Genomic DNA, 20,987 nt, shown 5'->3' on the forward strand with positions numbered 1-20,987 from the left:
CTCCCCGACCTCGACGAACTAAAGGACAACTCATGTTCAAACTCCTCGCCCTCGACGCGCTGTCCGCGATGGCCTACAGCGGCGTCGGCCTCGTGCTGATGGCACTCGGTTTCATCCTCGTCGACATCGTGACGCCTGGAAACCTGCGCCACCAGATCTGGACCGACGGCAACCGCAACGCGTCGATCCTGCTCGGGTCGAACCTGCTCGGCGTCGGCGCGATCGTCGCCATGGCGATCTACACGTCCACGGGCGGGCTGCTCGTCGGGCTCGCGTCGAGCTTCGTCTACGGGATCGTCGGGCTCGTCATCATGGGCGTCGGCTTCGTCCTGCTCGACCTCCTGACCCCGGGCAAGCTCGGCCAGATCCTCGTCAACGACGCCCCGCACCCCGCGGTGTGGGTGTCGGCCTCGATGCACATCGCGGTCGCGCTGATCGTCATCGCCGGACTGTCCTGATCTCGATGAAGGCCGGAACGGGGGTTCGGGCAAGAGGCGCGCGCGCCGCGCTCATGGCGACGGTGTTCGTCTGCGCGGCGTGCGGCCTCGTCTACGAGCTGGCGCTCGTCGCGCTCGGCAGTTACCTGCTCGGCAACACCGCCGAGCAGGCGTCGATCGTGCTGGGCGTCATGGTCTTCGCCATGGGCATCGGCGCGCTCGCCGCGAAACCCCTGCAACGTCGTGCCGCCGTGTCGTTCGCGCTCATCGAACTGGCGCTGGCGTTCTTCGGCGGCCTCTCCGTCATCGTCCTCTACGCCGCGTTCGCCTGGCTCCAGATCTACACGATCGCCATGGTGGGCATGGCGTTGCTGCTCGGGGCCCTCATCGGCGCCGAGATCCCACTGTTGATGGTGATGCTGCAGCGCATCCGTAGGCAGGCCGCCGGCAGCGCCGTCGCCGACCTCTTCGCCGCCGACTACATCGGGGGCCTGCTTGGCGGTCTCGCGTTCCCGTTCCTGCTGCTGCCGCTGTTCGGCCAGCTTCGCGGCGCGCTGATCGTCGGTGCGGTCAACGCCGTCGCCGGTCTCGCGCTCGTCTTCATCGTCTTCCGCAAGGACCTCGGCAAGCGCGGGCGGATCACCCTGTCGGTCCTGTCCGCGCTCGTCGCGCTGACGCTGGTCGGCGGCTACGTCTACTCGCACCGCTTCGAGGCCGCCGCCCAACAGGCACTCTACGCCGATCCGATCATCTACTCGGAACAGACGCAGTACCAGCGGATCGTCATCACCGACGGCGTGACCCCGTTCGATGAGAAGGACACCCGGCTCTACCTCAACGGTGACCTCCAGTTCGCGTCCGTCGATGAGTACCGCTACCACGAGGCGCTCGTGCATCCCGCGATGGCGGGGGAGCGGTCGCGGGTGCTCATCCTCGGTGGCGGCGACGGCCTGGCGCTGCGCGAGGTGCTCGACTACCCGGACGTCGAGTCGGTGACGCTCGTCGAGCTGGACCCGGCGATGACCGGGCTCGCCGCGACCCACCCGATCCTGTCCGAGCTGAACGACCACGCTTTCGACGATCCCCGGGTGACCGTCGTCAACGACGACGCCTTCGGTTGGCTCCGTGAGGAACGCGGCGCCTTCGACGCGATCGTCGTCGACATGCCCGACCCGGACGAGACCGCGACCGCGAAGCTGTACTCGGTCGAGTTCTACGCCCTGGCGGCGCGGCATCTGACCGAGGACGGGGCGATGGTCGTCCAGTCCGGTTCGCCGTACTTCGCCCCGAAGTCGTTCTGGTGCATCAACGCCACGATCTCCGAGGCGGGGCTCGTCGGCACGCCCTACCACGTCGAGGTTCCATCCTTTGGGGACTGGGGCTTCCATCTGGTCGGGGCGAAGGCGCCGCCACTGGCCCTCGACCCGCCGTCCCCGCTGCGTTCCCTCGATCAACCCACATTGGACGCGGCGGCGGTGTTCGCGCCGGATGTGGCACGAGTCGACATCGAGGTGTCGACACTGATGCATCCGATCATCCTCGAATACGCCCTCGCCGAGTGGAAGGTCCACTAGCGGCCCAACGGCCGTGGCGTGACAGGCGTCCAGACCTCACCGAATCCCGACGGCGGGCAGGATCGCCTGATCGGCCACCCCCGCCAGGTGGTCGTTCGCGGGGTCCATCATGCGCCCCTCGCCACCGTCGGCATTGGCGTCGGGTTCGTCGGAGGCGTTCCGCCGACACTTGTCGAAATCCAGTCCTGGCAACCGGACTCGGCGCTCGCGGTGCCGCGTACCCCTGCACAGCGTCAGTGGCATCGGCGCCGGTCCCGGCTACGCGGCGCTCATGGCGCACGCGGGACGACGGGGCCGTTCGAGACGCTGCGGCGGCATCACCCACGGCCGTCGGTGAATCGACGCTGACCGATCCCACGAAGAGGGATCGGTTCGAATCCTCGACGGGAACGCGCGTCGCGCCGGATGCCGACGATTGTGCCGCATTTCGGTGTGAATATCCGAGTTCGTCCGGGGCCATTCGTGGGTAAATGCCCGTTAAGCGCATGTTTCGTCCACACCGGTAAGACGATATGTTCCTTTTGCGTGAGCTTTCTCGCCGTGAGCTGAACGTAAAGAGATTGACCGTCCGCTATCGCTTTATCGCGGTCCGAACCGTGTCTTGCCTCGGACGCGACGGCTGTATAGCCTGGTCGTGAAGTGCCCCCCAGTAAAGGAATTCAATGAGTAAATCCCTCGGTGATTCGGGCGGCTCGGAAACCGGGCGTTCACCGCTGTGGGCGAAATTCATGACCGGCATTGGCGCGCTGCTTATGGTGGTCGCGGGTGGAACGGTCGTGTACGCCAATACCTTGCTCGATCAGATCAACAACTCCGTCGAACCGGTCGATCTACTCGGTGACGGCGATGTGGACACGAGCGTTCCTATCGAGGGTCCGCTGAATCTGTTGATGATCGGTACCGACCTGCGGTACAACGACGAGGACGGTCTCGACCGCGCCGACTCGATCATGATCCTGCACATCAACAAGGATCTGACGAAGGCGACGATCGTCTCGGTCCCCCGGGACCTGAAGGTCGACATTCCCAAGTGCGACATGGGATGGACGAGCCCCTGCAACTACAAGGTCAACGCGTCCTACACCTTCGGCGGCGAGGATCGCTCCGACAGGTTCCAGAACCTCGCGAGCACGTTGTCGGAGCTGACGGGCATCGAGCGTTTCGACGGTGCCGCGATCGTCGGCTTCAAGGGCTTCCTGAAAGCCGTGAAGGTGTTCGGGACGGTGGAACTCTGCCTGCCGATCGACATGTACCTGGAGCAGGAACGGCTCGAGAACAACGGCGTCAGCGAGCTGTATCCGAAGGGCTGCAACGAATACAACCAGCAGAAGGCGTTGTACATCGTTCGCGAGCGTTACGCGTACGACCCGACCAACCCCGACTTCGATCCCGAGTACGGCGTCGGCGACTACGGGCGCCAGCACATGCAGCAGCACTTCATCAAGCAGCTGCTCAAGCGCGCGGACGAGCGGGGCTACGTCACCGACCCGACCAAGGTCGGCACCGTGATCCAGGCCGTCGGCGAATCCCTGACACTCGACCTGAACGGCCGGACTCCGGTCGACTTCGCGGTTGCGATGCGACACATCCAGCCGTCCGCCCTGCAGACGATCCGCCTGCCATCCCACTCGGAGAATCTCGGCGGCGAGTCCTTCGAGGTGATCACGCCCGACTCGCCGGAGGCGGAGCAGACCGAGGCCCTGTGGGCGGCGCTGCGCAACGACACGCTCGACGCGTGGATCGCCGCCAACCCCGATCTGATCAATAAGGACTGACACGACTCGCGACGGCCCGTCCTCCTTCGAGGGGCGGGCCGTCGTCGTACCCGGGTTCGCCCGTCGCCCTGTCTCCCAGCCGAACCGGCCACCAGGCCGGAGCTTCGACAACGCGGCCGGTGGCCGTCCAACCGCGTCAGCGGTTCGACCATGAACACTGCGACCCCGCGGGAGCCGATCTGCTGGGCAACGAGACGGCCTCTAGTCGGGAATCGGTATGCCGGAACGGTAGGCGATGACGACGAGCTGCGCGCGGTCCCGCGCGCCGAGCTTCGCCATGGCGCGCCCCACATGCGTCCGCACGGTCGCGGGGCTGACGACGAGCTTCTCGGCGATCTCGTCGTTCGAGCGGCCGGTCGCGACCCAACCGACGATCTCGCGTTCCCGCGCCGTCAACCGCTCGAGGTCGGGGTGTGGAGCGCCGGCCGGGGCCGCCCCGCGTGTGAAGCGGGAGATGACGCGCCGCGTGACGCCCGGGGACAGGAGCGCGTCGCCGTTCGCCACTACGCGGATGGCGTGCAGGATCCCGCCCGGATCGGTGTCCTTGGTGAGGAAACCGGCGGCACCTCCGTCGAGGGCCGCGAAGACGTACTCGTCGATGTCGAAGGTCGTCATGACGATCACCCTCGTTTCGCTGTAGTTCGGGTCGTCGGCCATGTGCCGCAACACTTCCAGACCATCCATGATGGGCATTCGAATGTCCAGCAACAGGACGTCGGGCCGCAGCCGCCGAACCTGGTCGAGGGCCTCGCGGCCGTTGTCGGCCTCGCCCACGATCTCGATGTCCTCCTCACCCGACGCCAACACGGAGAGGCCAAGCCGGATCAGGGACTGATCGTCGGCGATCACCACGCGAATCGTCACGGGGCCACCGTCGCATACGGCAGGCGGGCTCGGACGGTGAAGCCGCCCGTCTCGCCGGGGCCTGCCTCGAAGACGCCTCCGAGACTCTCGGCGCGTTGCCGCATTCCGGTGAGGCCGGTCCCCGGGGCTCCGTTTCCACCGCGACCGTTGTCGGTGATCGCGATCGTCACGACGTCCGGTAGATACGCGATCTCGATGCGCGCCCCGGACGCGTCGGCGTGTTTGAGGACGTTCGTCAGGGCCTCCTGCGCGATCCGGTAGACCGCGGTGTCCACCGATGGCGGCAGGCGTCGGGCGTCGCCGTCGACCTGGACCCGCACCCGCAGGCCCTCGGCCGCCGCGTTGTCGACGAGCGCGCGCAGATCGGCGACGCCTCGCGTGACGGGCGCCGTCGACGTCGGGGGCGCGAGCGTCGCGCGGAGGTCCCGCAACGCGTCGGACCCGGACTCGCGGATGGCGGCCAGGCTCGACCGCACCGGTTCCGGTACCTCCACATTGTCTCTATTGAGGACGTGCTGGATGACCCCGGCGTGCAGGTTGATGACGGCGAGACTGTGCCCGACGACGTCGTGCACCTCCCGCGCCATGTCGAGCCGTTCCTGGGCTTGGACGCGGTGACGTTCGGCGTCCTTCGCCCGCAACCGCGCCATCCGCGCCTGTCGAAAGGCCATGCCCGCCATCGTCGACAGGACGATCCACACGACGCTGATGACGACGTTGACGACGGGGGAGTCGTCGTCGGAATCCGCGATCAGTGAGTACGGGACGCTCGCGACGATGAGGACCGCGCATGTCGTCACCGCCGTTCGCGTGCCGCGATACGCCGCGAGCGTGCCCATCGCGGCGGCGAGGAGGATGAAGATCGGTCCATACGGATAGCCGAGCAGTGTGTACGCGGTCGTCCCCGCGACGACGGCCGCGACCGTCCCGATCGGGTACCTGCGGCGGAACGTCAGGCACAGTGCCGTCGCGGCGACGATCGCGAAGCCGAGTGGCCCCATGGCGGCTTCCCCACCGTCACCGTCGACGGCCGGGATCGTCGTCACCGCCGTCGCGACCCCGAGGATCACGGCGATGCCCGCGTCGATCCACAGCGTGCGGTCGTTCCAGCCGGTCATGCTGGGGAGGCTATCCCGACGGGGACCGTCCCGACGTCAGTCTGCCGACGTATTCGCCTACGACCCTCGCCGTACCCCGACAAGTCCGGGCCGGTCTGGCCCACCCCCGTCGCCGCGCCTGCCGACCACCGAACGATCCCGTAGCCGGGTGGCCGGAGAGTTCCGACGTGGATACCGAAGAGGCCCTGTAGGGCTGCGTGGCCGGAGAGTTTTCGGCTTGGTGGGGCGGTGTGCGGGGCGGGCCTTTTCTGCTGTTGGCGGGAAGGGAGACCCACCAAGCCGCAGAAGGTGACCTCTGCGGTCGGTCGCGTTTTGTGGGCGGCAGTGCTAGAAGGTGACCTCTGCGGTCGGTTGCGTTTCCCGGCTTGGTGGGTCTCCGTTAACGCCACCGCAGAGCGGTTTCGCCACGTTCACCGCCCCACCAAGCCGACCTGGTCGGGTGGTCGGGAACGGAGATGGGACTGGGCGTACGCGACGGCCCGGGGAAGCCGGGTGGCCGGAGAGTTCCGCCTTGCCGGTACCGGAGTAGTCCGACGTAGCCGGGTGGTCGGAGAGTTTTCGGCTTGGTGGGGCGGTGTGCGGGGCCGGCCTTTTCTGCTGTTGGCGGGAAGGGAGACCCACCAAGCCGCAGAAGGTGACCTCTGCGGTCGGTCGCGTCTTGGAGAAACCCCGAGAAGCGGGCGGCCAAAGTGTTCGGTCTCTTTAGACGGTCTGCTCTTGGCGTGGGGTGCGGAAGGGTTCTATTGTGTGGGTGGATGAGCAAGAGGGCGGCGAATTCGCGGCTCTCGCGGGGACCGAGTTACGGCCCCGTGTCAGGGGTGTGGTGCGTGAACCGTTTCCAGAACCCCGTACCGATTGGACGTTGGTCGTCGGCGTTGGTGCGGATAGTGTTCAGGGAGGCCACACCACGTCGATCATGAGGGATGGTGACGTGTGGACTTTCGTATTCTCGGCCCCATTGAAGTCCGTGACGAGACGTCCATGGTGGATCTCGCGGGTCGTCAGCGGCCGAAACTGTTGGCGGCGTTGCTGATCGAGCCCGGCAGCGTGATTCCGCGCCTACGCCTGATCGACGCGCTGTGGGAGCATTCCCCGCCGGACACGGCCGATCGCCAACTGCGCAACCTCGCGGGCATGCTGCGACGTGAGTTGGGGGACGCCGGCGCGGACCTGCATGTCACGGCCGCCGGCTACCGTCTCGATCTGACTCGTCATCGTCTCGACGCCGTACGTTTCGCGGAGCTCGTGACGCTCGGCAGGACCCAGGCGCGCGACGGAGATGCCGCGGCCGCGCGAGCTTCCCTCGCGGAGGCTCTCGGGCTGTGGCGGGGTGACGCGTTGTCGGGCCTGGACGGCGGAATGCTGCGATCGGCGGCGGATCGTCTCGACGAGTCTCGCTTGGCGGCGATCGAGGATCGCATCGACCTGGATCTCGACCTCGGTGCCCACCGCGACGTCGTCGGGGAGTCGCGTCAGTTGTTGCAGCGGCACCCGTATCGCCAGCGCCTGTGCGGTCAGCTGATGCGGGCGTTGCATCACGCGGGCCGGACAGCCGAGGCGCTCGACGCCTACGAGAGCTTTCGCGCGAGGCTCGGTGACGACATCGGCATCGATCCGAACGACGACCTTAAGAGTCTGCACGTGTCGATCCTGCGTTCGGAGGTGCCCGCGGCCCCCGTCGTTCCGGTCGCACCCGCCCCACAGTCCATGGTTCCCGCCCAGTTGCCGCTGGACACGGTGCGGTTCACGGGTCGTGAACGCGAGTTGTCCATGCTGGATGGACTGCTCGCGGAGGACCCGGACGCGGCGCGCCTGGCGGTGGTCGCGGGCCCCGGTGGCGCGGGGAAGACCGCGTTGACGCTGCGGTGGGGGCACCGCAACAGCGACCGTTTCCCCGACGGTCAGCTGTATCTCAACCTTCGCGGTTTCGACCGTGGTGAGCCGTTGAGCCCGATGGTGGCGCTGGCTCAACTGCTCGGCGGGCTTGGAGTCACCTCGGCGGCCGTTCCCGACGACGTGGACTCCGCCGCCGCGCTGTACCGGTCCCGGCTGGCGAACCGGAGGATGCTGATCCTGCTCGACAACGCCCGCGACGTCGACCAGCTCCGTCCGCTGCTCCCCGGTGGGGGCGACAGTGTCGTCCTCGCCACGAGCCGCAATCGGATGCTCGGGCTGGTGGCGGTGAACGGCGCGACGCCGATCGCGATCGACTCGTTCCGGCGCGAGGAGTCCGTCAAGCTCCTCAAGGGACTACTGTCGGACGCGATCGATGACGCGGCCGCCGACGAGCTCGCCGAACAGTGCGCGGATCTGCCCTTGGCGCTGCGGATCGCCGCCGCGCACATCCTCGCCCGAGGCGACGGCGCGGCGGACTTCGTGGTGCAACTACGCGACGGCAACCGACTCGACGAACTCTCCGCCGACAGCGACTTCCGCGCGGCCGTCGCCGCGACCTTCGAGCTCTCTCTGTCCGCTTTGGACGCGCCCGCTCGGCGTCTCATCATGCGGCTCAGCCAGATTCCGGGGGAGGACTTCGAACGCGACCTGGCGATCGCCATATCCACCGAGGACGACACCCGGGTCCTGTTGGACCGATTGGAGACCGCCCACCTGCTGGAGCGGCACCGGGGCGACCGCTATCGCTTCCACGACCTGATCGGCGAGTACGTCGCCGTTCGCGCGCACCAGGCGGGGATCGACGTCGAGTGGATCGCCGAGCCCCTGATCGAATGGCTTCATTCCCAGACTGGTCGCTTCACTGTCGGGGACTACCGCAATCTGCTCGCCGTCGCCGACGCGACCGGCGATCATCCGAAGGGTTGGCAGGCGGTCGTCGCCTTGCAGCAACTCCTCAACGTCGGCTGCGCGCCGAGTGAGATCCGTCAGCGGATCGAGGTCGCGCTGCGTCGGGCTCAAGTCCATGGCGATGAGTTCGCGCAGGTGATGATGCTCAAAGGACTGGCGACGTCCTATTGGGCCGATCGGCGGGAGGCCGACGCGATTCCCTTTGCGCGTCGGTCCATGGAACTCGCCACACGCATCGACGACACCGAGCACATCGGCAACGCGGGTGCGACGCTCGGCCTCATCCTGTACGCCAATAGCGACTATGTGGACGCTGAGGCCATGATTCTGGAGTCCCTGAGGATCGCGGTCGAGGCTGGTGATCGACGTCGGTCCCTCGCACGCGGCAGTAACCTCGCGACCGTCCGGCGGGTGCTCGGCCGTTTCGCCGGGGCCATGGAGCTGTATGAGCAGGAGTGGATGCGAATGCCCGTGGCGGACGCTTCCGCCGAGCTGAGTCATCGATACGGTCGCGGTCAACTCGCGATGGAGATGCGGCGGTACGACGAGGCACTCGTCCTTTATGACGCCATTCTCGAGGAGTCGAGGCGGGCACGCGCGGAACGTTTCGAGGAGATGGTGTTGACATCCCGTGCCGAACAACTGATCCGGCTCGGCGACGTCGAGGCCGGCCTGTCCGAGGCCCTCGCGGCGAACGCGGTCAGTGAACGTTCCGGCATGCCGTGCAGCCCCCGGGCGTTGATAATGCAGACCCGCGCCCTGGCCGAGCTCGGTGACTTCGACGGAGTGTCGGCCGTCCTCGCGTTGGCGGCTGCGGACCGCCCACGGCCGTCAAGAGCCACAACACTGGAGCTTCGACTGGTTCGCGGTCTGATGGCCCGGCGGATGGGCCGACTGACGGAGTCCGTGGCCCTGATCGGCGAGGCGATCGAGTTGGCGAGGGAGATCGAAGGACGCCCTGCGGAACTGCGGTGTCTCCTCGAACTCGGGCTCACCCATCTCGCCGCCGACGACATCCCGGCGGCGCGCCACGTCGCCGCGCGGATCCGGGCTCTGCTGCGAGAGTTGGACATCGAGTCCGCGGACCGGGTCGACGCGATCGACCGCTTCCTGACCGCCGTCCCGGAATGAACGCCTCGGCGGCGCCGGATCGCCTGCGCCGACGACGAAGCAGATCGGCGCCTCCCAATACATAGGACACCACAATGGATATCTTCCTGTGGGGCATTGCGACAATCCCTGGGACATAAAGATATGTGAGGACTTCACGTGTTTAGCGGGTTCGTCTTCGGCTGAACGGTCGATGTTATTCGATAGTGGAATGGCCAGGGATTCGATTCTCGGGATCGCTTTTCGGAACCATTCGAATACGTTCCGACTTTTTCGATATCGAAATGCGTGGAGCTATTGATGTGGGTCGGTCGTCGTGTTAGTGTCCGTGGCACTGTGACGCCCCCCACTACTCTAGTGAGATTTCGTCGCCGACGCGTGGTCTTTCGCGCTGGGCGGCCAATCGAGTCACTGCCGAGGAAATGAGGTTTGCATGTCCGATGACATCAAGGACACCATTGTGGATGACGCCGCTCTCGCCACCGAGATCGCCGCATCCGAGGCCCCCGCTGAGCACAGCGCGGACGGCACCGATGAGGACCTGACCTTCGAGGTTTTCGCGAGCCGTTGCCCTTCCAAGACGTGACAACCACACGGGGCGGGTCTCCCGACTGAGCATTGTCGGGGACCCGCCCCGTGACCGTTCTTCTTCGATCGCAAGGAGCATCACCATGGTCGATCGGGTCGTCTGGGATTCAGACGGTGGCCGCACCTACCTGGCCGGAGCGGGACGCAAGCCCCGAGTCGTCTCGGGGGCGGTCGGAGCGCTGTTGGGGCGGCTCCGCGAGGGCGACGAACTCGCGCGTCGCGAATATCCCGAGGCCACCGCCGCGTTGGAGTCGGGTGGTTGGCTCGCCCCGGACGTGGTGTTCCGAAAGACCCGACCCGGTCCGCACCTTCGCCGCGTCCAGATCGAGGTGTCGTTGCGCTGCAACCTGAGTTGCAGCTACTGCTATTCGATGTCCGGTCCGGGCCGGAAGCAGGCCATGAGCAGTGACCTGATTCGCTCACTTGTGGAGCAGGCCGACGCGATGGGCGTCGTCACGATCGACTTCACCGGGGGCGAACTGCTGCTCGATCGAGAGTGGCGGAGCTATGTCGACATAGCGTGGGCCGCCGGCATGGACATCACGATCCACACCAACGGCACGACGATCACGGCCGATGACGTTCGCTTCTTCCAGGACCGCCACGTATCCGCCGTTCAGGTCTCACTCGACTCCCATGTGGAGGAGGTGCACGACGCCGCCCGAGGACATCGCGGCGCGCTGCGTCGGACCCTGCGCGGGCTCGACCTGCTCACCGAGGCCTCGGTGCCGGTTCGGCTGTCGCTCATGGCACACGCCGACAATGTCGACTCGCTCGGCGAGACGATCGAGTACATGGCGGGCCGCTACCCGAAGGCCATGCTGAACGTGGATCGAGTGGTCGCCACCGGTGGAGCGCTCGCGTGCGACAACGGTTTGACCGCTCGCCGCTTCTGGCAGTTCCTCACGCCCTACCTGTCCGGCAATGTCCGCGCCGGTCGGGTCTGCGAATCCCCGGCGTTGTCGGACTTCGAACCGGAATGCGGTGTCGCGTACTCCTTCGTCTACATAACCGCCGATGGCGAGATCGCGTCCTGCCCGACGATGACGAGTCGTGAGAACCCCGATTTCCAGGGGCCCGACGCGCGTATTTCCACATTGTCGGAGGCGTGGTACGACAGCGCGTTCTTCAACGGTTTCCGTTACACCAATTGCGAGAACGTGACGTCCTGTGTGGCTGGACAGTTCTGTGGTGGCGGTTGCCGGTCTAACGCGTATGTCGAGACCGGATCGCTCACCGCGCCGGATGTGGTGGCGTGCAATACGAACAAGAATCGCACCAAGGTGTTCGTCGATTTCCCGACGCGATACGCGAGGGGTGATTTCGCTGTCGTCGACCGTTGAGCCGACGCGCGTCCGGCCCATCGTGTGCGATTGGGACGCCTCCTCGCGCAAGCCCGGCACCGGTCACAACGCCCACGTGTGGCGGGAACTCCTGCCCGAGGTGCCCGGCCTCGCGGCACCCGTCGTGGTGAACCGACGTCTCGGTGAACTCGTCCCCGTCGCGCTGACCGCTGTCGTGTCCGCCGCCCTGGCCGACGGGGAACGTCCCCTCGTCCTCGGTGGTGACCACCGCTTGAGCTTCTCGGTCCTGCGCGCCGTATGCGGCTACTACGACCGGCCGTTGGTGCATCACTTCGACGCCCATCACGACGCCCACCCGAGTCCGAGCATTTCGAACTTCTCGGTGTTCGACCACGCCGCCCGCCGTCTGGGCGTGCCCGTCACGCGATACGGGTGCCGTGAGGCGAACCCGCCGCTTCCACCGTCCCCGGTCGGACCGGTGTCCAGCGCGTACATCAGCATCGACCTGGACTACCTCGATCCGAAGTTGTTCGGCGGCGTCAGCTTTCCCGAACCCGTTCCGGACGGCCTGGTCGTCACGCCGGAAAGCTTGTGCGACAACATTTCCCGTATCGGAGACGAGTTCCCGGTGATCGGGGCCGATCTCGTCGAGTGGCGCGCCGACGCGGAGAATCCGACCGAGGTAGCCATCGTCATCGAAGTCTTGAAAGGACTGTCTAAGGTGTTGTCCGCTTCGACCCGGGTGGAGCCCGCCCCGTGATCGCGCGATTTCTGACGCCCTGGCGACGGTTGCTGACCGCCTCGGCGATCTCGAACGTCGGCGACGGCATCTACGCCGTGGCGTTCCCGCTGCTCGGCGCGACCTTGACGTCCGACCCGCGCCTCATCGCCGCTCTCGGCGCGGCCGTGATGATCCCGAACCTGGTGCTGTCGCTGCCCGCCGGCGTCCTCGTCGACCGGCTCGACCGCGGCCGACTCATGGTCGCCGTCGACTTCGCGCGCGTCGCGCTGCTGTTCCTGCTCGTCTACCTGACCTGGAGCGGGGGCCTGAATCTTCTCCATCTCTTCGTCATCGCCGTCCTGCTCGGCACCGGTGAGCTGCTGTTCGATATCGCCGCGTCGGCGTACGTGCCGTCGATCGTGCCGACGAAGGACCTACCGCGCGCCAACGGCCACCTCGCGACCGCCGCGGAGGTCGGCAACGGCGTCATCGGCCCCACCGTCGGTGGACTGTTGTTCGCCTCCGCCGCGGCCCTTCCGTTCGCCGTCGACGCCGTCGCGTTCGGGATCGCCTCGCTCCTGATTCTGCGGTTCGCCTGGTCGAAGCGGTCGAACGCCGTCGACACCGGAGCCGATACCGCGTCGGAGGAACACGCGCCCGTGACCGGTACCGGTTTCTGGCGTGACGCCGGGTACGGGCTGTCCTGGTTGTGGCGCAACAAGGACCTGCGCGCGATCACGATGGTCGTCGCCGCGTGGAACCTGTTCGGCTGGATGCCTGAGGCGATCCTGGTCCTGTACGTGTCCGAGACCCTGGGGCTCGGCAGCGTCGCGTTCGGCTTGTTCTTCGCCGCGACCTCGGTCGGCGCCGTCGTCGGCGGTCTCGCGTCCGGCCGGATGACGACCCTGCTCGGCCCCGGCCGGGTACTCGCGTTCACTGTCGTCAGCTACAGCCTGCTGATGCTTCCGCCCGCCGTGTCCTCGTCGCCGTGGACCATCGGTGCCGCGTTCTTCCTGCAGGGCATTCCGTTGATCGCGTGGGGTTCCGTCAGCACGAGCATCCGTCAGACGCTCGTCCCGGACGAACTACTCGGTCGGGTCGGCTCGGTCTTCCGCCTCATGGGCGCCGGGATGGCTCCGATCGGGTTCCTCCTCGGCGGTTTCCTCGGCGACTGGCTCGGACTGCGCGAGGTCTTCATCGTCAGCGGCGCCGGTCTGCTCGTCGCCTACCTGGTTCACGCGCGGGCGCTGAATCGCCTGTCCGCCGACTTTGCTCGCCGAATCGAGGCCGAGGAACGCGCTCCCGCAACGGAAGACCGCACGGCATGACCATCGGTGGCACCGCCCGGAATCCAGACAAGTCCTTTGTGGGTCGTGATGGTCCGCTCGCAGACCTGGCCGGGTGGCTTGCCGCCGACACCGCCGGTGTCGCCCTGCTCGTCGGGAGGCCCGGCAGCGGCAGGTCGGCGCTGTTGCGGCGGTTCACGATCGACCCGCCCACCCCGATCGCCGCTGTCATCGACGCGCGCGGCCGTACCGCCGAGGACACCCGTGCCGCGGTCACCACGGCTCTCGGCGGCACCGAGCCGACGCTCGCGTCCGACGTCATCAGGCGAGCCACGGCGGCACTCGGCCCGGCGATCGTCATCGACGGCCTGGACGAGGCCGCGCAGGGCGATCGGCTCGCCACCGGCTACGTGCTGGCCAGGCTCGCCGACGAGGGAGCCCGTCTCATCGTGGCGACGGACCATTGTGTGCAGACGCGACGTCTGCTGCGACCGCGACTCACAGTCGATCTCAACGCGCCCAACACCGTCAGCGGCAACCATCGCGACCTGAGCCGGCATCTCGCCGAGGTCCTCGGTGGTTTCGAAGGACCGTACGGCGCGTCGACGACGCTCCTCGCCCAGCTGTGCGCGCATCGCGCCGAGGGCGGATTCCTCGTCGGCCGCGCGCTCGCCGCCGCGCTCCGGCGCCACCCCGCCTCCGCGGCGCGGGACGCCGTCGCCGAACTGCCCGACACGATCGGCGGTCTCATCGACGCCGACCTCGCCCTGATCGCTCCGGCCGAGCGTCGACGCGTCCGAGCGATGCTCGCGGCGCTGGCCTGGGCGGAGGGGCCGGGCCTGCCGCCGCCCCTGTGGCCGATCCTGGCGACCGCCCTCTCGGGCGTCCGCCACGACGACCACGACGTCTCCATCACGCTGCGGCACGCGTCCCACTACATAGAACAGTCCATTTCCCCCACGCTGTTTCGCCTGGCGCATCACTGTTTCGTCGAGCACCTACGGGAGGTCGACCGTGGTCGGCGATGACGGCTTCGTGCACCACCGCATCGCGACCGCGCTCGCCGCCGCGCGCGACGCGGCGGGCCCCGTGGCTCGCGCGTACATCGACAAACACCTACCGACCCACGCCGCCGCGGCGGGGCGTCTCGACGAGTTCCTCGACGACGCCACCGTCGATCGCGCCGACGCCGCCCGTCTCGTTCGTGCCATCGCCGCCTCGCCCCACCTCGCGGGGCGCGCGCGTGAACGGGCCGAGGCGATCCTCGGCCTGAGCGCGCTTCCCGCGTCCGTCTCGGAACGACGGGCCGCCATCCGGACCCTGGACGCCGGGCACGATCGCGCGGACTCCTCCGACGGCGCCTGGGATCCGCTGCTCGCGCTCCGACTGCCCCCGGACGCGTCCACGGTCCTCAACGGGCACGACGACTGGGTGTGGAGCGTCGCGGCGGGGTCGCTGAACGGCCGTCCGCACCTGGTCACCACCAGCGAGGACGGCACGGCCGTCGTTTGGGACGCGTTGGCGCACAACGTGTCGGCGCGGTACACCGGTCACGACGGAGTGGTCAGCGCGGCCGTGTTCACCGAGCTAGACGGCCGACGATTGGTCCTCAGTGCGGGCTTCGACCGGACTGCGCACCTGTGGGATCCGCGCACCGGCGCGACCGAACGGGTCTATCGCGGCCACGACCGTGGCCTATGGAGCGTCGACATGGGACGACTCGCCGGGCGCCCCGTCGTCGTCACCGGCGCCGCCGACAACACGGTGCGGCTCTTCGACGCGAGGACGACCGGTGAGCTCGCGACTCTGCGCGGCCATGAGGACTGGGTGTGGTGCGCGGTGTTGGCCGAGGTCGACGGGCGAAGCGTCGTCGCCAGCGGCAGTGACGATCAGACCGTCCGCGTCGTCGACGTCCTCACCGGCGACCTGATCGCAGTCCTGAAAGGACATCGGGCCGGGGTCTCGGCGCTCGCGTTCTGCCGAGCAGGCGGCCGACAAATCCTGGCCACCGCCGCCTTCGACGGGACGATTCGCCTGTGGCGCACCGATACCTGGGGGGAGAAGGCCGTGCTGCGCGGCCACACCGACTGGGTGCGCGCCCTCACCGTGATTCACCGCCCCGAGGGCGACCTCCTCGTCAGCGGATCCGACGACGGCACCGTCATGTCGTGGGACCCCGTCGCGGGGCTTCCGGTCCGGCGGTATCGCGGTCACGACAGCTGCGTCACCGGGGTCGCGGTCGTCGACCTCGACGGACGGCCGACCGTCGTGTCCGCCGGTTTCGACCAGACCGTTCGCACCTGGCGCGGCGAACCCGATCAAGCCACCCCGCTCATCGACCCGCCCGACACGACCGCCATCGCACTGATCGCCGACGCCGATCCCGTCGTCTACGCCGCCACCGGTCACGACCTGCTCGTGCGGTCGTGCGCGGGCGGACCACCGACCGTTCTCACCGGTCACACGGAGCCGGTGTTGGCGCTCGCCACCGGAGCCCACTCGCCGTCGCTCGTGGTCTCCGCGGGCGCCGACGCGACCGTGCGGGTGTGGGACCACCGGGCGGGTGTCGCGACGATGACGCTGGCCGCCGATGACACGATCGCGACCTGCGTCGCCGTGGGTCGCCGCGACACCCGCGTCGCGGCGGGCGGCTTCGGCGGCGGGTTGCGCGTCTGGGACCTCCACAGCGGACTTCCGGTCGCGACGGTCGCCCGGCACACCGACTGGATCGCCTCCGCCGCCGTCGATCCCGTCGACGGGCTCTGTGTCTCCGGCGGCTATGACGGCGGCCTGTGGCTGTGGGACGAGCACGGGGAGGCGATCGCCGAACTCGACGGGCACACCGACGCGGTGTCGGGCCTCAGCCTGCCGGTCGACGGGCCGCTCGTGTCCTGCGGGTTCGACGGTCTGATCTGCCTGTGGGACATCGCGAGCCGTCGCCGTATGGACACATCGGAGAGCCATGATGGTCGGGTCACCTCGGTGGCGGCCGAGCGCCGAGGCGACCGGTTGACCGTCGTGTCCGGGGGAGCGGACGGCCGCGTCGTCGTGTGGGACGTCGCCTCCGGCGACCGGGTGACCGTGCCGCTGCCGAAGGCCGTCCAATCGGTCGCGATTCGCGGCGACGTCATCGCGGCGGGAACCGTCGAAGGTGGAGTGTTCGTGGCGCGGGTCGCGCGACTGGCCGCCGGGGAATCGCCGTGACGCGCTCCCGCCTCGCCATCGTCAATCGCGGCAGCATCGCGCTGGCGGCGGGCGACCCGTTCTCGGCGCCGTTGCCCGGCTCGGAAGTGGTGGCGCTCAACATCGCCCGCGCATTCGCCGACCGAGGCGCCATCGTCACCTACTATGGACTGTCCGCCGCCGGTACACGCGTTCCGAGAGTGGCGATCGAACCGGTCTCCGCGCTCCCGCGACTGCCCGACGGCGACGACCTGACCGTCCTCTGGCTTCGCGACTACGCCACGACCGTGCCCGACGTGGCCCTGCCCAGCGCCCGGCACGTCCTCCTGACGGAGGACTCCGCCAACGACCTGCGGGCCATCTTCCGCTCCGACCTCGCGACCGTCGCGTCGCACGTCCGTTCCGCGTTGCCGCGCTACGACGCGACGGTCTTCGCTTCCCGCTGGCACCGCGACGACTGGGGCGAACGCCTCGGTCTCGACCCGCACTCCTCCGTCGTCGTCCACAACCTCGCCGCGCACGTGCCCTGGCGCGACCGCCCCGCGACCGTTCCGACTCGCGTCGTTCACACCTCGCACCCCCGCAAGGCCCTCGCCGCCGTCATCGCGATCGCGCGCCTGACGGACCTGGACGTCACCGTCTCGGCGCACCCGAGCCTCTACCAGGACGATCACTGCCGCGTCATCCATCCCGACGGCAGCGGCGGCTGGGTCGATCGTGGACGGTTCGCGGACGTCGCCGCCGCGAGTCCCTGGACACGCTTCACCGCGCCCCGCCCCGTCGCGGAGATGGCCGCGTTCCTCGACGGCTTCGACATACTCCTGCACCCCGACTACACCGAGGAGACGGGCGCGACCACCGTCATCGAGGCACTGCGCCGAGGCCTGCTGCCCGTCGTCAGCGACCGGGGCGCCCTGCCCGAACTCGTCGGTAACGCGGGACTCGTCATCGACGGGGACAGCTGGACCGCCGACTACGCCTGCCGCTGCGCCGACGCGCTCGCCGCGCTGACGTCATCCGATATGGAGCGATACGGCGCCGCGCGCGCGGGACGCCGGGCCGACCTGGGCGATGAATCGATTGTGGCCCAATGGGCACAGGTGCTGTGCCTCGACGAAGGGAAAGCCTGATGCTCGCCGCTCGCCGCTGCCTCGAAGTAGAGGACGGTTCGTACATCTACGTCCACGCCGACCGGCACCTCGCCTGGCCCGAGGCGACCGCACTCGTCCATGGTGGACGAATGCGTCCGATCAACCACGACCAGCGGCACGCGGTCACCACCGCCGAGGCCGCCGCGCTCATCGCCGAGGGCCACGCGGCCCCCGTCGGCGGGCGACTCTTCGAACAGCCAGACCTGTGCGAACTCGTCTTCGAATGGGACAACGCGGGAGAACTCGCGTTCATCACCGATCGCGTGGCCGCGTCGCCGGGCGTCGGCGTCGAGTTCGGCTGCGGCGGCGGACGACTTCTCCGCCCCCTGCGCGCGGCTGGCATCGACCTCGACGGGATCGACGCCTCCGAACCCGCGATCCGTTGGCTCGCCGACGAACTCGCCGGACAACCCGTCGATCGATCCGTCGGCCGCGGTCGACTCATGGTCGCCGACATGGACTCCTTCTGCGCTCCCGGTCAGTACGACTTCGCGCTCGCGGGGCTGAACACTCTGCGGTATCTCCCGTCTTGGGCCGCGCTGCGTCGACACCTGCACGCCGCCGCCGTGAGCGTCGTATCCGGCGGCGTCTATCTCGTGCTGATCGACACGTGGACGCCGACCGCCTCGCCCGCGCCGGACGGCGACAGTGGCGAATGGGAGACGCCACCCGGCCCGGACGGCCTGCCGTTGCGCGTCGTGTGGTCGAAGATCCGGCACGACCCGGCCGACGGGATGGACCTGGAGCGGGTCGAGGTGTTCCGTGGCGACGAACGTCTCGTCGACGAGTACCAGCTTCAGCTCGCCGCGCCCGCGCCGCACTGGCGGAAGGTCTTCACCGAGACGGGAGAGTGGACGGTCGAGAGTGTTCACGTCGACGAGGGCGACACGGCCCGCGAGCTCACCGACGACTTCGAGCCCGTCGCGGGAAACTGCTGGTTCGTGTTGCGGAGGACGGAAGTCGAGGGACCGTCGCTGATCACTCGGTGACGCGTCGGTACAGCCACGCGGACGGCAGGGTGTCGCCGCCGAGCCGTCGATAGAACTCGGTCAGTCCCGCGTACGGGGTCTCGCCGAGGATCGCGCCACCGTATTCCACCCAACGAATTCCCTTTTCGCGCAGGAGTTCCAGCGAGCGCCACACGAGCAGTTTGGACAGTTGGGAGGGTTTCGGGTCGGGTGCGCGGCCCCACGCGAAGACGGTGGCCGACGCTCCGACGCCGAGGGACAGGGCGAAACCGGTCGCCTCGCCGTCCTCCCGGCCGAGCAGCGCGAGAGTGGACACTCCGGACTCGTCGCCCAGCAGGTGCCGCATATCGTCCAGTGTGACCGGTACGGGGCTGTCCTTCGCCTCCGCATGCCGCCGATACACGTCCAGGTAGGCGGGGAGTTCCGCGACTCCGACGGGCGCGAGCTCGCACGCCCGATCGGCCGCCCGCAGCTGTGAGCGGGTCCGCGAGGAGACTCCGGCCCACAAGGTCGATAGTGGATGATTGAGGTCGATGCAGTAGAAGAGCCGCCGGTCGAGCTGGTAACCGCACCCGGTGAGCACCCCGACGTCGGGATCGTCCGGCCCCCGATGTCCGCTCGCGGTGAGCACCGGGAACTTCAGGCCGATCGCGGACGCCCCACGGCGCGTGGCGATCGCCGTCAGTTCCGCGTCGATCGACGCCCACAGGTGTTCCCGTTCGGCGGCGTCGACGTCGGCCGCCAGCAGCGGCCCCGACGGTTCGTTGCGCCCGCTCACGACCACGTTCCCCATCGCGGTCACGGGCACGAGCGCCCGGATCGCGCCGTCGGTCACCAGCGCGAAACCGTCGTCCTCGACCTCGCGGCCGTCGACGCGTTCGCACCAGTGGCGGTCGTGGGTGAACCAGCGCGACGGTGTCGCCTCGATGAATCCCGACCATTCGTCGTCGGTGAGCTCGGCGGACGGCACCGCTCGCGTCGTCACAGCCACCACCCGCTGCCGCGTTCGTACCGCGAGACGACGGTGACTCCGCTCGTCGCGGCGGGGCGCGCCGTCAACAGGCAGAAGAACACCCGGTCGACGCCCGACTCCTTCCATTGCCGGTCAAGGGTTTCGGCCATGTCCTCGGTGGTCGCACCGGCGGTCTCGGCCAGCGTCGTCACCAGGTCCTTCGCGAACGCGGAGCCTTCGCCGAGCCGACCGACACCGGTGACGACGACGTCGAAAGTCCAGCCGTTGCGGCGGGCCGCGTCGGCGAGCCAGGTCGTGTGTGGACCGTCGCCGTCGCCGACCATCGTGGCCGTCGAATGGAGCCGCCCGCCGGTGTTGAGGCGGACGCGCGGAAGGACGGCCTGGAGGAGGTCGTGGCCGTGGCGTCCGCCGTTGGCGCCGGTGTCGAGCCCGTCGACGCCGAAGTTGGGGAACAAGGGGGCATTGACGCAAACCGTGTCAAACGGACGATCGGGAAGGGACACGGTCGTGGCGTCGCCCCAGATCGTCGTCACCCGGTCGTCAAGTCCGTGCATGGCGATGTTGAGCGCGGCGACCGGTCGCAGATCGGAGGTCAGTTCGACGCTGGTGACGTCGCCGCCGCCGCGCGCCATGAGCAGCGATTGGGCGCCCGTCGACGCGAACAGGTCGAGGCAGTTCCCGCGCGCGGCGAGCAGCTGTCGACCGAGCCCCACCGAATCCGCGCCGTAGTAGCCGCCGATCTGTCCGGCGGGCGGCCCCACGAACAACAACTGTCCATAATGATCGACGAGGCGGTGCTCGGGGACGACCGTTGCGGAACCGTCGTTCCGGCACAGGCCCGCGTCCGCCAGGACCTCCATCGAGCCGCCCAGGGCCGCTTGCGCTTCCGTAGTCGGCACGGACTCGTTGAGGCACAGCAGATCCACGATCACCCGCAACCGAGGACCGAGGGCGGGCCGTGCCGCGCGCACCGCCGCGTATCGCAGGCTGTCGCGATGGTAGGCGCCCAACAGCGCCGCCAGCCCGGACTCCTCGCAGTGTCGCAGCAGCGTACGTGGCATCGACGACCGCCTTTCGGGGGAAGGGGTGAACCGGCCGTCAGCTTAGAGCGTGCCTCGTCGTCGCGGATC

17 protein-coding genes are annotated in these 20,987 nt (G+C 68.4%); 12 read left to right on the forward strand and 5 right to left on the reverse strand.

All coding sequences use genetic code 11. From position 1 onward, the window contains the following. Positions 1 to 32 precede the first annotated feature (32 nt). Positions 33 to 458, forward strand: coding sequence for a DUF350 domain-containing protein (locus ACM9NP_RS15580; protein ID WP_415647418.1), 426 nt, complete (start codon positions 33 to 35; stop codon positions 456 to 458). A 5-nt stretch (positions 459 to 463) separates the two neighbouring features. After that, positions 464 to 2,011 carry a polyamine aminopropyltransferase gene (locus ACM9NP_RS15585; protein WP_415647419.1) on the forward strand — a complete coding sequence of 516 codons (1,548 nt, stop codon included), beginning with the start codon at positions 464 to 466 and terminating at the stop codon, positions 2,009 to 2,011. Between the two features lie 36 nt (positions 2,012 to 2,047). Here the strand turns inward: ACM9NP_RS15585 and ACM9NP_RS15590 are convergent, their stop codons facing one another. Next, positions 2,048 to 2,203: a hypothetical protein gene (locus tag ACM9NP_RS15590; protein WP_415647420.1), complete on the reverse strand. Its 156-nt coding sequence runs from the start codon at positions 2,201 to 2,203 to the stop codon at positions 2,048 to 2,050. 470 nt (positions 2,204 to 2,673) lie between these two features. On the opposite strand from ACM9NP_RS15590, the gene ACM9NP_RS15595 reads away from it, so the two are divergent. Further along, on the forward strand, positions 2,674 to 3,786 hold the full coding sequence (locus ACM9NP_RS15595; RefSeq protein WP_415647421.1) for an LCP family protein: 1,113 nt from the start codon (positions 2,674 to 2,676) through the stop codon (positions 3,784 to 3,786). A gap of 201 nt (positions 3,787 to 3,987) precedes the next feature. Here the strand turns inward: ACM9NP_RS15595 and ACM9NP_RS15600 are convergent, their stop codons facing one another. Together ACM9NP_RS15600 and ACM9NP_RS15605 are read right to left on the reverse strand one after the other, a co-directional pair. Continuing rightward, positions 3,988 to 4,650, reverse strand: coding sequence for a response regulator (locus ACM9NP_RS15600; protein ID WP_415647422.1), 663 nt, complete (start codon positions 4,648 to 4,650; stop codon positions 3,988 to 3,990). Continuing rightward, positions 4,647 to 5,768, reverse strand: coding sequence for a sensor histidine kinase (locus tag ACM9NP_RS15605; RefSeq protein ID WP_415647423.1), 1,122 nt, complete (start codon positions 5,766 to 5,768; stop codon positions 4,647 to 4,649). Before ACM9NP_RS15605 ends, ACM9NP_RS15600 begins: the two co-directional genes overlap by 4 nt. A 933-nt stretch (positions 5,769 to 6,701) precedes the next feature. Between ACM9NP_RS15605 and ACM9NP_RS15610 the strand changes: the two genes are divergently transcribed. The 9 genes from ACM9NP_RS15610 to ACM9NP_RS15650 all read left to right on the forward strand — a co-directional run bounded on the left by ACM9NP_RS15610 (position 6,702) and on the right by ACM9NP_RS15650 (position 18,905). Further along, entirely contained in the window at positions 6,702 to 9,704 is a 3,003-nt protein-coding gene (locus ACM9NP_RS15610) for an AfsR/SARP family transcriptional regulator (RefSeq protein ID WP_415647424.1), read from the forward strand. Between the two features lie 412 nt (positions 9,705 to 10,116). Next, positions 10,117 to 10,269 (forward strand): hypothetical protein, encoded by a 153-nt coding sequence (locus ACM9NP_RS15615; protein ID WP_415647425.1) that lies wholly within the window; start codon positions 10,117 to 10,119, stop codon positions 10,267 to 10,269. Positions 10,270 to 10,354: 85 nt separating this feature from the next. After that, the gene (locus ACM9NP_RS15620; protein WP_415647426.1) at positions 10,355 to 11,614 is read left to right on the forward strand and encodes a radical SAM protein; all 1,260 of its coding nucleotides are present in this window, start codon (positions 10,355 to 10,357) and stop codon (positions 11,612 to 11,614) included. Further along, on the forward strand, positions 11,589 to 12,335 hold the full coding sequence (locus tag ACM9NP_RS15625) for an arginase family protein (protein WP_415647427.1): 747 nt from the start codon (positions 11,589 to 11,591) through the stop codon (positions 12,333 to 12,335). The genes ACM9NP_RS15620 and ACM9NP_RS15625 overlap by 26 nt, the downstream gene beginning before the upstream one ends. Next, entirely contained in the window at positions 12,332 to 13,624 is a 1,293-nt protein-coding gene (locus ACM9NP_RS15630; protein ID WP_415647428.1) for an MFS transporter, read from the forward strand. Before ACM9NP_RS15625 ends, ACM9NP_RS15630 begins: the two co-directional genes overlap by 4 nt. After that, on the forward strand, positions 13,621 to 14,610 hold the full coding sequence (locus ACM9NP_RS15635; RefSeq protein ID WP_415647429.1) for a hypothetical protein: 990 nt from the start codon (positions 13,621 to 13,623) through the stop codon (positions 14,608 to 14,610). The genes ACM9NP_RS15630 and ACM9NP_RS15635 overlap by 4 nt, the downstream gene beginning before the upstream one ends. Further along, the gene (locus ACM9NP_RS15640) at positions 14,597 to 16,786 is read left to right on the forward strand and encodes a WD40 repeat domain-containing protein (protein WP_415647430.1); all 2,190 of its coding nucleotides are present in this window, start codon (positions 14,597 to 14,599) and stop codon (positions 16,784 to 16,786) included. Before ACM9NP_RS15635 ends, ACM9NP_RS15640 begins: the two co-directional genes overlap by 14 nt. Then, positions 16,783 to 17,895: a glycosyltransferase gene (locus ACM9NP_RS15645; RefSeq protein ID WP_415647431.1), complete on the forward strand. Its 1,113-nt coding sequence runs from the start codon at positions 16,783 to 16,785 to the stop codon at positions 17,893 to 17,895. The genes ACM9NP_RS15640 and ACM9NP_RS15645 overlap by 4 nt, the downstream gene beginning before the upstream one ends. Next, positions 17,895 to 18,905 (forward strand): class I SAM-dependent methyltransferase, encoded by a 1,011-nt coding sequence (locus ACM9NP_RS15650; RefSeq protein WP_415647432.1) that lies wholly within the window; start codon positions 17,895 to 17,897, stop codon positions 18,903 to 18,905. Before ACM9NP_RS15645 ends, ACM9NP_RS15650 begins: the two co-directional genes overlap by 1 nt. On the opposite strand, the gene ACM9NP_RS15655 is transcribed toward ACM9NP_RS15650, so the two are convergent. Together ACM9NP_RS15655 and ACM9NP_RS15660 are read right to left on the reverse strand one after the other, a co-directional pair. Then, positions 18,895 to 19,869 (reverse strand): hypothetical protein, encoded by a 975-nt coding sequence (locus ACM9NP_RS15655; protein ID WP_415647433.1) that lies wholly within the window; start codon positions 19,867 to 19,869, stop codon positions 18,895 to 18,897. The two genes, ACM9NP_RS15650 and ACM9NP_RS15655, sit on opposite strands and share 11 nt — an antisense overlap. Further along, a complete protein-coding gene (locus tag ACM9NP_RS15660; RefSeq protein WP_415647434.1) occupies positions 19,866 to 20,918 on the reverse strand; it encodes a class I SAM-dependent methyltransferase in 1,053 nt (350 codons plus the stop codon). The genes ACM9NP_RS15655 and ACM9NP_RS15660 overlap by 4 nt, the downstream gene beginning before the upstream one ends. Positions 20,919 to 20,987 lie beyond the last annotated feature (69 nt).

It is taken from the genome of Stackebrandtia soli, from assembly GCF_965137155.1.
GTDB classification, from domain to species: Bacteria; Actinomycetota; Actinomycetes; order Mycobacteriales; family Micromonosporaceae; genus Stackebrandtia; species Stackebrandtia soli.

Bases quoted from the DNA above. Each gene is read 5' to 3' on its own strand.
- ACM9NP_RS15580 (WP_415647418.1), top strand. From the start codon at position 33: ATGTTCAAACTCCTCGCCCTCGACGCGCTGTCCGCGATGGCCTACAGC.
- ACM9NP_RS15585 (WP_415647419.1), top strand. From the start codon at position 464: ATGAAGGCCGGAACGGGGGTTCGGGCAAGAGGCGCGCGCGCCGCGCTC.
- ACM9NP_RS15595 (WP_415647421.1), top strand. From the start codon at position 2,674: ATGAGTAAATCCCTCGGTGATTCGGGCGGCTCGGAAACCGGGCGTTCA.
- ACM9NP_RS15605 (WP_415647423.1), bottom strand. From the start codon at position 5,768: ATGACCGGCTGGAACGACCGCACGCTGTGGATCGACGCGGGCATCGCC.
- ACM9NP_RS15615 (WP_415647425.1), top strand. From the start codon at position 10,117: ATGTCCGATGACATCAAGGACACCATTGTGGATGACGCCGCTCTCGCC.
- ACM9NP_RS15620 (WP_415647426.1), top strand. From the start codon at position 10,355: ATGGTCGATCGGGTCGTCTGGGATTCAGACGGTGGCCGCACCTACCTG.
- ACM9NP_RS15635 (WP_415647429.1), top strand. From the start codon at position 13,621: ATGACCATCGGTGGCACCGCCCGGAATCCAGACAAGTCCTTTGTGGGT.
- ACM9NP_RS15650 (WP_415647432.1), top strand. From the start codon at position 17,895: ATGCTCGCCGCTCGCCGCTGCCTCGAAGTAGAGGACGGTTCGTACATC.
- ACM9NP_RS15660 (WP_415647434.1), bottom strand. From the start codon at position 20,918: ATGCCACGTACGCTGCTGCGACACTGCGAGGAGTCCGGGCTGGCGGCG.